The 12,165-nt window shown below is 67.2% G+C and carries 11 protein-coding genes and 1 tRNA gene; 1 reads left to right on the forward strand and 11 read right to left on the reverse strand.

From position 1 onward, the window contains the following. Positions 1-19: 19 nt before the first annotated feature. From D575_RS14500 to rnr, 11 genes are all read right to left on the reverse strand, one after another. Complete coding sequence (locus D575_RS14500; protein WP_196793817.1) at positions 20-376, reverse strand: hypothetical protein; 357 nt, start codon at positions 374-376, stop codon at positions 20-22. Between the two features lie 91 nt (positions 377-467). Beyond that, the gene (gene cls / locus D575_RS0100995; protein ID WP_018144043.1) at positions 468-1,940 is read right to left on the reverse strand and encodes a cardiolipin synthase; all 1,473 of its coding nucleotides are present in this window, start codon (positions 1,938-1,940) and stop codon (positions 468-470) included. 7 nt (positions 1,941-1,947) lie between these two features. After that, positions 1,948-3,141 carry an O-succinylhomoserine sulfhydrylase gene (locus D575_RS0101000; RefSeq protein ID WP_018144044.1) on the reverse strand — a complete coding sequence of 398 codons (1,194 nt, stop codon included), beginning with the start codon at positions 3,139-3,141 and terminating at the stop codon, positions 1,948-1,950. Between the two features lie 53 nt (positions 3,142-3,194). After that, positions 3,195-4,304, reverse strand: a complete 1,110-nt coding sequence (alr, locus tag D575_RS0101005) for an alanine racemase (protein WP_026182002.1) — start codon at positions 4,302-4,304, stop codon at positions 3,195-3,197. 7 nt (positions 4,305-4,311) lie between these two features. Then, the gene (gene dnaB / locus D575_RS0101010; RefSeq protein ID WP_018144046.1) at positions 4,312-5,670 is read right to left on the reverse strand and encodes a replicative DNA helicase; all 1,359 of its coding nucleotides are present in this window, start codon (positions 5,668-5,670) and stop codon (positions 4,312-4,314) included. A gap of 79 nt (positions 5,671-5,749) precedes the next feature. Continuing rightward, on the reverse strand, positions 5,750-6,199 hold the full coding sequence (rplI, locus tag D575_RS0101015; RefSeq protein WP_018144047.1) for a 50S ribosomal protein L9: 450 nt from the start codon (positions 6,197-6,199) through the stop codon (positions 5,750-5,752). 68 nt (positions 6,200-6,267) lie between these two features. After that, positions 6,268-7,203: a hypothetical protein gene (locus D575_RS0101020; protein WP_018144048.1), complete on the reverse strand. Its 936-nt coding sequence runs from the start codon at positions 7,201-7,203 to the stop codon at positions 6,268-6,270. Between the two features lie 30 nt (positions 7,204-7,233). Beyond that, a complete protein-coding gene (rpsR, locus tag D575_RS0101025) occupies positions 7,234-7,458 on the reverse strand; it encodes a 30S ribosomal protein S18 (RefSeq protein ID WP_018144049.1) in 225 nt (74 codons plus the stop codon). A 42-nt stretch (positions 7,459-7,500) separates the two neighbouring features. Further along, positions 7,501-7,905 (reverse strand): 30S ribosomal protein S6, encoded by a 405-nt coding sequence (gene rpsF / locus D575_RS0101030; protein ID WP_018144050.1) that lies wholly within the window; start codon positions 7,903-7,905, stop codon positions 7,501-7,503. A gap of 172 nt (positions 7,906-8,077) precedes the next feature. Next, positions 8,078-8,854: a 23S rRNA (guanosine(2251)-2'-O)-methyltransferase RlmB gene (gene rlmB / locus D575_RS0101035; RefSeq protein WP_018144051.1), complete on the reverse strand. Its 777-nt coding sequence runs from the start codon at positions 8,852-8,854 to the stop codon at positions 8,078-8,080. Positions 8,855-8,960: 106 nt separating this feature from the next. Further along, positions 8,961-11,795, reverse strand: a complete 2,835-nt coding sequence (gene rnr / locus D575_RS0101040) for a ribonuclease R (protein WP_018144052.1) — start codon at positions 11,793-11,795, stop codon at positions 8,961-8,963. Between the two features lie 245 nt (positions 11,796-12,040). On the opposite strand from rnr, the gene D575_RS0101045 reads away from it, so the two are divergent. Further along, positions 12,041-12,127: transfer RNA gene (locus D575_RS0101045), tRNA-Leu, on the forward strand. Positions 12,128-12,165: the final 38 nt, after the last annotated feature.

Raw genomic sequence — 12,165 nt, forward strand, 5'->3', positions numbered from 1 at the left:
ACGCCCGGCCAGGGAGGACTCAGAGAGGGGGACGCAGATCCGGGCCCGAACGGGCGCCGGGACCCATGGCCACGGCCCCCGGAACGGGGCGGGACAGCGATGCAGTGACCGGCTTGGTCACGGAGGAAGGCAAGGCGGAGGCCCCGCAGATACCGCAAACCGCGCACGGCATCTCGCAGCCCGAGAAGTCCGCCTGAACCGCGGGGTCCAAAGGCAGGGGTTCCGAGGGCGAGGTGGCGCCTTGATCCGGACAGTGGCCCGGCGTGGCGATTGCCGCCCCGTGATCCCCATGCATCATGCCCGCACCGGCGATCGGCGCCAGCAACAGCGCGGCGGCAATCAGCAGAGTCAGCAGATGGGACAGGGCTCGCGACACGGGCAGGCCTCGAAAGAGCATTCTTTTTACAAGTCTAGCAGCGTCGCGGACCGGTCACATGAGATAGATCAAGCAGGGAAGCACAACAACATTACAGCACCGGCGCCAGCAGGTAGGCGGCACGCGCGGCCACGCGGCGCCAGAGCGGGAGATCGTTCACGTCCTGCGGAGTCATCTCGCGGGAACGGGCGAAGTCGGCCTCGAACATGCGCGCCGTCTCGCGCGCGAAGGCCGGGTCCAGCACCAGTGCCGTGACCTCGAAGTTCAGCCGGAAGGAACGGTTGTCCAGGTTCACCGTACCCACGGCCGCGCCCATGTCGTCCACCACGAACGCCTTGCCGTGCAGGAAGCCTTCCTCGTAACGATAGATGCGCACGCCGGCGTCCAGCAGCGGCCCCAGGAAGGCGTAGGCCGCATGCGTGGTCAGCGGGTTGTCGGTGACCTCGGGAATCAGCACGCGCACGTCGACGCCGCTCAAGGCGGCCAGCTTGAGCATGCCCTGCACGCCCTCGTCGGGCACGAAGTACGGGCTGGCGATCCAGATGCGCCGGTCCGCCGCGTGGATCGCCTGCTGCATCATCAGGCTGGCGGTCTCGAATTCATCGGCCGGACCGGAGGGCAGGATCAGTACCGGGACCCCGTCCTCCGCCATGGTCGCCGGCTTCCATTCCAGCTCCGGGACCGCCTCGGTGGCCCAGTGCCAGTCCTCCAGGAACACCGACTGCAACGCGAGGGCGGACGGCCCCGCAATACGCAGGTGGGTGTCGCGCCAGGCACCGATTGCCGGATCACGGCCCAGGTACTCGTCGCCCACGTTCAGCCCGCCGACCCACGCCTGTTCGCCATCGGCGACCACGATCTTGCGATGATTGCGGAAGTTCAGCTGGAAGCGATTGCCGCGTCCGCGGGTGGAGTGAAAGTGCTGCACGTGCACACCGGCCTCGCGCAGGGTATCCAGATAGGATCCGGGCAGGCGGTAGCTCCCGATCTCGTCATACAGGAAATAGACCTCGACACCGGCCTCGGCACGCTCCACCAGCCGGCGCTGGAGTTCGCGCCCGATCGCGTCGTCACGCACGATATAGAACTGCACCAGCAGGTAGCGCTCGGCCTGCTCGATGCCGCGAAAGAGGCTGTCGAAGGTCGCCTCGCCGTCCACCAGGAGCTCGACCTCGTTGCCGTGGAGAAACGGCCAGCGGGCGAGCTGCTGTACGCCATCCAGATGCTTGCTCGGTTCCTGCGCGACGTACTGGTGCGACCACAGCTCCTCGGTCTTCGGCTGCAGCGCGCGGGCCAGGCTGGAGTCCTCGTCGCGGCGCGCCACGACATAGCCGCGAAACTCGCTGGCGCCGAACACCCAATAGGCCGGGACAGCCACATACGGCACGGTGTTGAGTGAAACGATCCAGGCCACCGCGCCCTGCGATGTGCGGGTGGACATCAGCGCATCCAGCGAGGACAGGAAGCCCAGCAGGTGGAACGCAATGACCACAGTCAGCAGGACGCGCCAGCGCGGGCGCCGCCGGCGCGGCTGCGAACGGGCCTCCCCGCTGGAAGCCGACATACCCGTCTCAGCCCAGGGCGTCGAGGCCGCGCGCCAGATCGCGCTGGATGTCGGCGACGGCCTCGAGCCCGACCGCGACCCGCACCAGGGCCTCGGTAATACCCTGGGCCTCGCGCTTCTCCGGGTCCACGCGACCGTGGGTGGTGGTGGCCGGATGGGTAATGGTGGTCTTGGCATCCCCCAGGTTCGCGGTGATCGACAGGAACTGCGTGGCGTCGATCACCGACCAGGCGGCGTCGCGCCCGCCGGCGACCTCGAAGCTGAGCACCCCGCCGAAGCCACTTTGCTGCTGCTTGGCGACCGCGTGCTGCGGGTGATCTTCGAGGCCGGGGTAATGCACGGCCGTGACCGCGGGGTGGGATTGGAGCCACTGCGCCAGATTAAGTGCGTTATCGCTGTGCGCTCGCATGCGCAGGGGCAGCGTCTCCAACCCCTTCAGGAACACCCAGGCGTTGAACGGCGACAACGTCGGACCCGCGGTGCGCAGGAAGCCGTAGACCTCCTTGCCCACCCGCTCGGCGTCGCCCACCACGGCACCGCCGAGGCAGCGGCCCTGGCCATCAAGGAACTTGGTCGCCGAGTGGATAATGATATCGGCGCCCAGATCCAGCGGGCGCTGCAGAATTGGCGTGCAGAAACAGTTGTCCACCGCGAGCAGCACGTCGCGGCGATGGGCGATGTCGGCCAGCGCACGGATGTCCACCACCTCGCCCAGCGGGTTCGATGGCGTCTCGCAGAAGTACAGCCGCGTGTTCGACTGCGTCGCCTGTTCCCAGGCCTCGAGGTTCGACAGCTCGACGTAGGTCACCTCGACGCCGAAACGCGCCAGGTAGTTGTTGAACAGCACGGTGGTGGTCCCGAACACCGAGCGCGAACAAACCACGTGATCGCCCGCCTTCAGCAGGCCCATCATGGTCGCCAGGATCGCGGACATCCCGGAGGCGGTCGCCACGCAGGCCTCGCCGCCTTCCAGCGCGGCCAGGCGGTCCTGGAAGGTGCGCACGGTGGGGTTGGTGAAGCGCGAATAGATATTGCCCGGGACCTCGCCACCGAAGCGCGCGGCGGCCTCCGCGGCCGAGCCGAACACGAAGCTCGAGGTCGGGAAGATCGCCTCGGAGTGCTCGCCCTCGGGCGTGCGCTGGTAGCCATAGCGGATGGCGACGGTCTGCGGGTCGTATTCGCTGGGATCGAAATCGGTCATTGGGGTCTCTCGGGCCACGGATTGCTGACCGGACAGTGTACCCGGCGTTTCCGTCAGTTTCCGGGCTGCAGCCGGTCCGCCACGCGCGTGAGCACGTCGTAGCTGATGGTGCCCGCCGCGCGGGCGACCCGCTCCACCGGCAGGCCCTCGCCCCACAACGTCGCCATGGCACCGACCTGCACCTCCGGCAACCCGGACAGGTCCACCGCCAGCATGTCCATGGAGACACGTCCGATCAGGGGGCAGAGCCGGTCCTGCACAAGGATCGGCGTGCCCGACGGGGCATGCCGCGGGTAGCCATCGGCATATCCCATTGCCACGATCCCGGCACGGCCCGGAGCGGCGGCGGTCCAGGTCGCGCCATAGCCCACCGTACTGCCAGGCTCGAGAGGCTGGGTGGCGATGATCGGGGCGCGCACGGTCATCGCCGGGCGCAGATCACCGTCCGGGCCCTCCGGGAGGTGCTCGACGGGGACCGAGGCCGGATGCGCGCCGTAGAGCATGATGCCGGGCCGGGCCCAGTAGTCACCCGGCGCCGCCGACCCCGCACCGCGGCCCCAGCCGGCGAACAGGGCCGCCGAATTGGCCACGCTACGGAGCCCCGGGAAAGCGGAAACCGACGCGCCGAATTGTTCCAGCTGGCGGGCATTCTGCGGATGTCCGGGCTCGTCGGCGCACGCCAGGTGCGTCATCCAGTGCAGGCCACCGCACCCGTGCCCGGCGGCCTGCAAACGCGTGGCGACGCGCTTTGCCACCTGCGGCGCGAAACCCAGGCGATTCATGCCGGTGTTGAGTTTGACCCAGACCACGGGAAGCACCACGCCAGCGGCGTCGAGATGGTCAAGCTGCGTCGCGTCGTGCAGCACGGGCTGCAGGTCGAATTCGGTACAGGCATGCGCCTCGGAGACGTCGCGGGGGCCCTGCAACACGAGCAGCGGGCCGCGGAAGCCGGCAGCGCGCAGGGCGCGGGCCTCGCCAATCTGGGAAACGGCCAGCCCGTCGCTCGCCTCGGCCAGGGCCTCGGCCGCCCACAACAGACCATGGCCGTAGCCCTCGGCCTTGATGACCGACCACATCGGAACGCCCGGCGCCAAGCGGCGCGCCACACCCAGGTTGTGCCGGAGTGCCTCGGGATGGAGCTGCATACTGGCCGCGCGTCTCACGTCGTGCCTAGTGGCCGATCTCGCCGTAAACGTCGGGGGCGTAATTCTCGAAGCGGGTGAACTGCCCGTGGAAGGTCAGGCGCACGGTCCCGATGGGGCCATTACGCTGCTTGGCAATAATGATCTCCGCCGTGCCCTTGTCGGGCGACTCGTCGTTGTAGACCTCGTCGCGATAAACGAAGGCGATGATATCCGCATCCTGCTCAATGGCCCCGGACTCGCGCAGGTCGGACATTACCGGGCGCTTGTTCGGACGCTGTTCCAGCGAACGGTTGAGCTGCGACAACGCGATCATCGGCACACTCAGCTCCTTCGCCAGGGCCTTCAAGCCACGCGAGATATCCGAGATCTCGTTGGCGCGATTCTCGCTGCTGCCGGGGGATTGCATCAGCTGCAGGTAGTCGACCACGATGAGCCCCAGGCCCTTGTGTTCACGCATCAACCGCCGGGTCCGAGCTCGCAGCTCGGTGGGCGAGAGCGCCGGGGTATCGTCGATGTACAGCGGGGCCTCGGACAGCATCTGCACCGCGCTGGTCAGGCGCGGCCAGTCGCCATCCTCCAACCGTCCGGAGCGCAGCTTCTGCTGGTTGATCCGCCCCATCGAGGACAGCAGGCGAATGGCCAGCTGCTCACCCGGCATCTCCATGGAGAAAATCGCGACCGGCTCGGAGTTCTTCATCGCCACATACTCGGCAATGTTCATCGCGAACGAGGTCTTCCCCATCGAAGGCCGCCCGGCCACGATCACCAGATCGCCCGGATTCAGCCCCGAGGTGAGGGCATCCAGATCCTGATAACCGGTGGCAATCCCGGTGATTGGATTCTGGCTTTCGTAGAGATACTCGATCTGGTCCACCGCCGCCGTCAGCAGTGGCTTCATCCCGCGAAAGCCCTGGGCCCCGCGCGCACCCTGCTCGGCGATACGGAAGACCTTCTGCTCCGCCACGTCCAGCAGTTCCTTGGAACCGCGGCCGTCCGGGGTATAGGCGGAATCGGCGATCTCGGTCCCTACCGAGATCAGCGAACGCAGGATAGAGCGCTCGCGGACGATATCCGCATAGGCCACGATGTTGGCCGCACTCGGCGTCTCGGCGGCCAGCCGTCCGAGATAGGCCATGCCCCCGGCCGATTCCAGCTCGGTCGTGCGATCCAGCTGCTCCGACACGGTGACCATGTCGAACGGGGCATTACGATCCGCCAACGCGGACACTGCCCGGAAGATCAGGCGGTGATCATGGCGGTAGAAGTCGTCTGCAGTGATGCGGTCCGCCACCCGGTCCCAGGCAGCGTTATCCAGCATCAACCCTCCGAGGACCGCCTGCTCGGCCTCCTCGGAATGCGGGGGGACCCGCGGGTTCGGGATCATGGGCGAGTTCATGCGACGAACCCGCCCATGTGCCGGGTATCAGCGACCCGGTGGGGCCACCCTCCCGACATCCGGCGGATCACTCTTCGCCGATCACGACGACGCGGATGTCGACGTCCACGTCCGAGTGCAGGTGCAGGCCGATCTCGAATTCACCGGTGGTGCGCAGCGGACCTTCCGGCATGCGCACTTCGCGCTTTTCGACTTCGGTACCCTTGGCGGTCAGCGCGTCGGCGATGTCCGCCGGGCCGATGGAGCCGAACAGCTTGCCTTCGCCACCGGACTTCGCGGTGATCTCGAGCACGGTTGCGTCCAGCTTTTCCTTGCGGGCCTCGGCCGCAGCCAGGGCCTCGGCCGCCGCCTTTTCCAGTTCGGCGCGACGCGCCTCGAATTCGGCGATGTTCTCGGCGGTGGCAAACTTGGCCTTGCCCTGCGGCAGCAGGAAGTTGCGCGCAAATCCCGGACGCACGTTGACGCGGTCGCCCAGGGTGCCCAGGTTATCGATCTTTTCCAGCAGAATGACTTCCATCTTTGGTATTCCTGTAACGTTTGATCAGCCCCCGAAGGGGCGCATTCTACACCGGTCTCGGACCGGTCTCACGGATTGTTGTCACTGTCCTGCCCGCCCTGCGCGGAACCGGGGCCCAATCGCGAGCGGATATCCGCCCAGGCGTCGATCACCCCGATGGTGGCCAGCAGCAGAAACATCTGCGGCATGGCCAGGGCCAGGAGCACGTACATCCCCACCAGCCAGAAGCTGCTCATCCCCTGCCGGAAGGTCAGCGCGTGCATCAGCGCGATCCCCTGCAGGAAGAACAGCACCGCCAGGATGAACGCCAACTCCGTGGCCACCGGGACCGGACCCAGATGCCCGATACCGGCCAGCAACAGCGTGACGGCACTCAGCATCCGCCCGAACTGCAGGCCCCGGAACTCCTCGCCGAACGCCCCCGGGTTGTACAGCAGTGCCTGCCAGTAGCGACCCAGCAGCACGGCCAGCGTCAGGCTCAGCAGCAGGATCCCGGCCAAGAGCCCGGTCAGGTACGGCGCCGCGCGGCGCAGCCCCGCCTCCAACTCCTGTGGCCCGGTCTCGCTGCCCTCGACCAGAGGCCCCAGCAGGACCATGCCCGCCTCGGCCCAGGTGGACTCCAGATCCGGCACCAGCAGGTGCACGGCCAGCACGCCGATCCCGGCGACCGCGGCGGCGACCTGCAGCGTCATGCGCCACGAGATCGTGCGCCGCAGCAGCTCGGCGAGCAGCGCCACTGGCGCCCACTGCACAACCCCGGCGACCACCCCCGCGAACAGCGGGGCCTCCGGGATCAGGACAAACATCGCCACCCCGAGGACCACTGCGGACAGCACCATCACCAGGAGTGCTTGGCGCAGGCCGATGCGCAGCCCTACGAGGGCGATCAGCGCACTGCTGAGCAGTGCCACCGGAGGCAGGAACAGGCCCGCCACACCAAAGCCGGAAACCGCGCCTACGGCGCGGCTCCGGCTTTTCATCGCAAATTCGGCCAGTACGCGCATGGCGACGGCCCCGGCGAACCGGTGCGGGACTTAGTGGTTATCGCTGTACGGCAGCAGGGCCAGGAAGCGCGCACGCTTCACCGCCGTGGCCAGCTGGCGCTGATATTTCGCGCTGGTGCCGGTGACACGGCTGGGCACGATCTTGCCGGTCTCGGTCACAAAACCCTTCAACAGATTCAGGTCCTTGTAGTCGATGTACTCGATGCCTTCAGCGGTGAACTTGCAATACTTGCGGCGACGCGGAAAACGGGCCATGTCAGATCTCCTTCAATCAATCGGTCAGCGAACGGGCGGGATTTACTCGGCGGAAGCCGAGTCGTCGGAGGCGCCTTCGCCACCCTCGTCGTCGCGCTCGCGGCGACGGCCCTTGCCACTCTCCTCTTCCTGGCCCTTGGCCAGCGGGGAGGTCTCGGTCACGGCCTCTTCCATGCGCATCGCCAGGTGGCGCAGCACGGCATCGTTGAACCGGAAGGCACTGGCGAGCTCTTCCATCGCCTCTTCCGAGGCCTCGATGTTCATGAGCACGTAGTGGGCCTTCACCAGCTTCTGGATCGGGTAGGCCAGCTGACGGCGGCCCCAGTCTTCGAGGCGGTGGATCTTGCCTTCATGACCTTCGACCAGGCCCTTGTAGCGCTCGATCATCGCCGGGACCTGCTCGCTCTGGTCCGGGTGGACCAGGAATACAACTTCGTAATGACGCATCGGGAACTCCTTGCGGGTATCAGCCTCCCGTCAAATGCGGTGAGGCAAGGGTTCGACCCAGCGGACGCAGCCGCAGGGCAGAAAGGCGCGACACGATAACCGAAGCGGGCGCCAACAACAAGCAGGGAGCCGGCGAAACAGGGGTTTGCACCGCCCCTCGGAAGGCTAGCGGCTACGCAGAACCAGCCGGCGGACCTTCGCGACGCTGGCGAACCGCCTCGAACAGGGTGACGCCGGTGGCAACGGAGACGTTGAGGCTCTCCACCGCGCCCTGCATCGGCAGGGCCGCGAGGTGGTCACAGGCCTCCCGGGTCAGACGCCGCAGGCCCTCGCCCTCGGCCCCCATGACGATCGCCGTCGGCGGGCGCAGGTCCAGATCATAGAGGCTCTCTCCCCCTTCCCCGGCCAGGCCTACGGTCCACATCCCGGCATCCTTCAGGGCTGCCAGCGTCCGCGCGAGATTGCTGACCGTCACCACCGGCACGGTCTCGGCGGCCCCGGACGCCACCTTGATGGCGGCGGGGGTCAATGCGGCGCTGTGATGGCGCGGCATGACCACCGCCCCGGCCCCGGCCGCATCCGCGGTCCGCAGGCAGGCCCCGAGATTATGCGGGTCGGTCACCCCGTCGAGCACCAGCAGCAGATCCAGGCCATCGCGCACCCGGGTAATCAGGGCCTTTTCGTCCAGCAGCGGACGCGGCGTGCAGTGCACGACCACACCCTGGTTCTGGAACCCCGGAAGCTGTTGATCGAGCCGCTCGCGGCCTACCCGCTCGATCGAGATGCCGCGCGACTGCGCCAGTTCTCGCAGGCGTTCCAAGGCGGGTTCGATAGGGTCGGTCGCCAGCTGCAGCCGCTTGACCCGCTCCGGGGCCCGCTGCAACACGGCGGCCACTGCGTGGATGCCACCAAAGGTCTCGGCGCGGCTACCCTTGCTCCCCTTGCTCATCGCGGACCTCCGCCACGGCGATCCCGCCACGGGTCAACGCCCCGGCGGACACCGCCTGAGCGGCCCCCGAGCAAGCGGGGGAACAGACGCGGGTTCACCCTGCGCCTCAGGACGAGGACGGACGCCGACGACGGCTGCGGCCACGTCCGGACCCAGAGGATTCCTTGGCCTTGGCCGGGCGATCCGCACTCGGCTCGACAATGGTATTTCCGTCCTTGTCGGCCTCGGGTCGCGGCGGCGGAACCGCCTCGTTGCCCGGTTCCGGGGCATCGCTGTTGCCTTCATCCGGCGCGTTCCGCGGGCGGCGTGCGTTGCCGCGGCCACGTCTGCTGCCCCGGGTCCGTTCATTCCCCGGGCTCGCTTCATTCCCCGGGCTCGCTTCATTCCCTGGGCTCGCCTCATTCCCTGGGCTCGCCTCATTCCCTGGGCTCGCCTCATTCCCTGGGCTTGCTTCATTCCCCGGGCTCGGCTCTTTCCCCGAGCTCGGTTCTTTCGCCGGGCTCGGCTCGGCAGCAGGGCTCGTCTCGCCACCGGCGGCCCCACGGCGGCGGCCACCACGACGGCGGCGCTTCTTCTTCGGCGCCGGGGCATCATCGTCGGCCGCGGGGGCTTCCGGCCCGGCTGCTGTGGGTTTTGCCTCAGGCTCGGGCGCTGCTGCGGTTGGTGCGGCGGCGGCCTCGACCGGAGCCGCATCGGCATCCTTGCGGCGCTTGCTACGACGGCTGCGCTTTTTCGGCGGCGGAACGGCGGGACTCGGCTGACCCGCTTCCTGGGCCAGGGCCAGATCGATCTTGCGATCATCCAGGCTCACCCGGGCCACCTGCACTTGAAGCTCGTCGCCGATACGGAACACCCGGCCACCGCGTTCGCCGGTCAGGCTGTGGCGCGCCGGGTCAAAGTGGTAGAAGTCGTTGTCGAGGCTGGTCACGTGCACCAGGCCCTCGATGTAGACGTCCTTGATCTCCACGAACAGACCGAACCCGGTGACTCCGGAGACCACGCCGGGGAAGGTCTCGCCGACCTTGTCCTGCATGTACTCGGCCTTCAGCCAGGCCACCGCGTCGCGGGTCGCGTCGTCGGCGCGTCGCTCGGCCATCGAGCAATGCTCACCCAACTGCTCCATGTCGCCATGCGAGTACGGGAAGGCCTTGGCGCTGCCCTTGCGCAGCACATGGCGAATGCCGCGATGCACCAGCAGGTCCGGATAGCGGCGGATCGGCGAGGTGAAATGCGCGTAGTCGTCCAGCGCCAGGCCAAAGTGGCCGTCGAGTTCCGGGGCATACACCGCCTGGCTCAGCGAGCGCAGCAGCACGGTCTGGATCAGCTGCTGGTCGGTGCGCTGGCGCGCCGCCTTCAGGACTTCGGTGTAGTCGGCGGGGCTCGGCTCGTCACCACCGCCCAGGCTCAGACCCGCGCCATTGAGGAAGTCGCGCAGGTCGTCGATCTTGTCCGACGGCGGCTGATCATGGATGCGGTACAGCGCCGGCACCTTGTGCTTCTTGAGGAAGCGAGCGGCGGCCACGTTGGCCATGATCATGCATTCCTCGACCAGGCGATGCGCATCGTTGCGCACCGTCGGCACGATCTTCTCGATCTTGCGGTCCTCGCCAAAGACGATCTTGGTCTCGGTGGTGTCGAAGTCGATCGCGCCCCGGCGATTGCGCGCCGCGTGCAGGGCCTTGAAGGCCTGGTGCAAGGTCTCCAGGTTCGGCATCACATGCGCGTTCTGCTCGCGCTGCGCCGCGTCGCCGCCGAGCATCGCGGCCACGTCCTCGTAGATCAGACGGGCGTGCGAACGGATCAGTCCCTCGTGGAAGCGATAGCTCTTCAGCGCCCCGCGCGCACCGATCTCCATCTCGCAGATCATGCTCAACCGGTCCACGTTCGGATTCAGCGAGCACAGACCGTTGGAGAGGGCCTCCGGCAACATCGGGATCACGTTGTTCGGGAAGTACACCGAGGTGCCGCGTGTGCGTCCCTCGCGATCCAGCGCGGCGTCACGCTGGACGTAGTGCGACACGTCGGCGATCGCAACCCACAGCCGCCAGCCCTTGCCTTCCGGCTCGCAGTACAGGGCGTCGTCGAAGTCGCGGGCGTCGTCGCCATCGATCGTGACGAACGGCTTCTCGCGCAGGTCCAGGCGATCCTTCTTGTCTGCCTCGGCCACCTCGGCGCCCAGCTCGTCGGCCGCCGCTATGACCTCGTCCGGCCACTCGTGCGGCAGGGCGTGGGCACGGATCGCGATGTCGATCTCCATACCCGGCGCCATGTGCTCGCCCAGGACTTCCTGCACGTCCCCACGCAGGCGCGCCGTGCGTGAAGCGGATTCACGGATGCGCACGACCACGATCTGGTCGTCCTCCGCCTCGCCCAGGCCGTCCGGCGGCACCAGGATGTCGTGGGTGATGCGCTTGTTGTCCGGGGTCAGGATACCGACACCGTCCTCGATCTTCAGGCGCCCGACCACCTGGGTGGTGTTGTGCTCCAGGACCTCGACAATCCCGCCCTCGCGGCGGCCGCGACGATCCACGCCCATGACCCGGGCCAGAACCCGGTCGCCATGAAATACCCCGCGCATCTGCTTCGGCGACAGGAACAGGTCGTCATCCTGCTCGTCCGGCACCAGGAAACCAAAACCATCCGGGTGACCGATCACGCGCCCGCGGATCAGGTCTTCCTGGTTGACCGGCAGATAGGCACCGCGACGGTTGCAAAGGGCCTGCCCATCGCGCTCCATCGCCTTCAGGCGGCGGCGCAGGGCCTCGAGGCGATCGTCGTCGTCGATCTTCAGACGTTCCGCGATCTCGTCGTAGGACAACGGATTGTCGGCTTCCTGCAGAAGCCCGAGGATGAACTCGCGACTGGGGATGGGGTTGTCGTATTTCTGCGCCTCGCGCTCGAAATTGGGATCGGCGGGGGTCTTGCGACGTTGTCTTGGCATTCAGTGAACTCTGTGGATGTTGCAATGGGCAGCCCCTCGCCGGGAATCCGGCTGGGCGCGCAAAGCGCCCATTATGAGGCATGCGGAATTTTGTTGCGCAGGGGACGCGTTTGCGCGCCCCCTGCCGACCACACCGGAGGGAAACATTCCCGCTCCTGGGCGTTGACAGCCCCCCGGCCGCGCACTATATTGCGCGCTCCTGAAGCGCAGGACACACGGTTTCCTCATTGTGTGTCGTCCCTCGTGCCGAGGTGGCGGAATTGGTAGACGCGCTAGCTTCAGGTGCTAGTGGGGGTAACCCCGTGGAGGTTCAAGTCCTCTCCTCGGCACCATTTTTCAGCTGTATTCGAATCCCTGTTATACGCGAAGC

The organism is Thioalkalivibrio sp. AKL6 (assembly GCF_000376905.1).
Lineage (GTDB): Bacteria > Pseudomonadota > Gammaproteobacteria > Ectothiorhodospirales > Ectothiorhodospiraceae > Thioalkalivibrio > Thioalkalivibrio versutus.

Bases quoted from the DNA above. Each gene is read 5' to 3' on its own strand.
- rnr (WP_018144052.1), bottom strand. From the start codon at position 11,795: ATGCCAAGACAACGTCGCAAGACCCCCGCCGATCCCAATTTCGAGCGC.
- rplI (WP_018144047.1), bottom strand. From the start codon at position 6,199: ATGGAAGTCATTCTGCTGGAAAAGATCGATAACCTGGGCACCCTGGGC.
- rpsR (WP_018144049.1), bottom strand. From the start codon at position 7,458: ATGGCCCGTTTTCCGCGTCGCCGCAAGTATTGCAAGTTCACCGCTGAA.
- D575_RS0101020 (WP_018144048.1), bottom strand. From the start codon at position 7,203: ATGCGCGTACTGGCCGAATTTGCGATGAAAAGCCGGAGCCGCGCCGTA.
- rpsF (WP_018144050.1), bottom strand. From the start codon at position 7,905: ATGCGTCATTACGAAGTTGTATTCCTGGTCCACCCGGACCAGAGCGAG.
- cls (WP_018144043.1), bottom strand. From the start codon at position 1,940: ATGTCGGCTTCCAGCGGGGAGGCCCGTTCGCAGCCGCGCCGGCGGCGC.
- D575_RS0101000 (WP_018144044.1), bottom strand. From the start codon at position 3,141: ATGACCGATTTCGATCCCAGCGAATACGACCCGCAGACCGTCGCCATC.
- dnaB (WP_018144046.1), bottom strand. From the start codon at position 5,670: ATGATCCCGAACCCGCGGGTCCCCCCGCATTCCGAGGAGGCCGAGCAG.
- rlmB (WP_018144051.1), bottom strand. From the start codon at position 8,854: ATGAGCAAGGGGAGCAAGGGTAGCCGCGCCGAGACCTTTGGTGGCATC.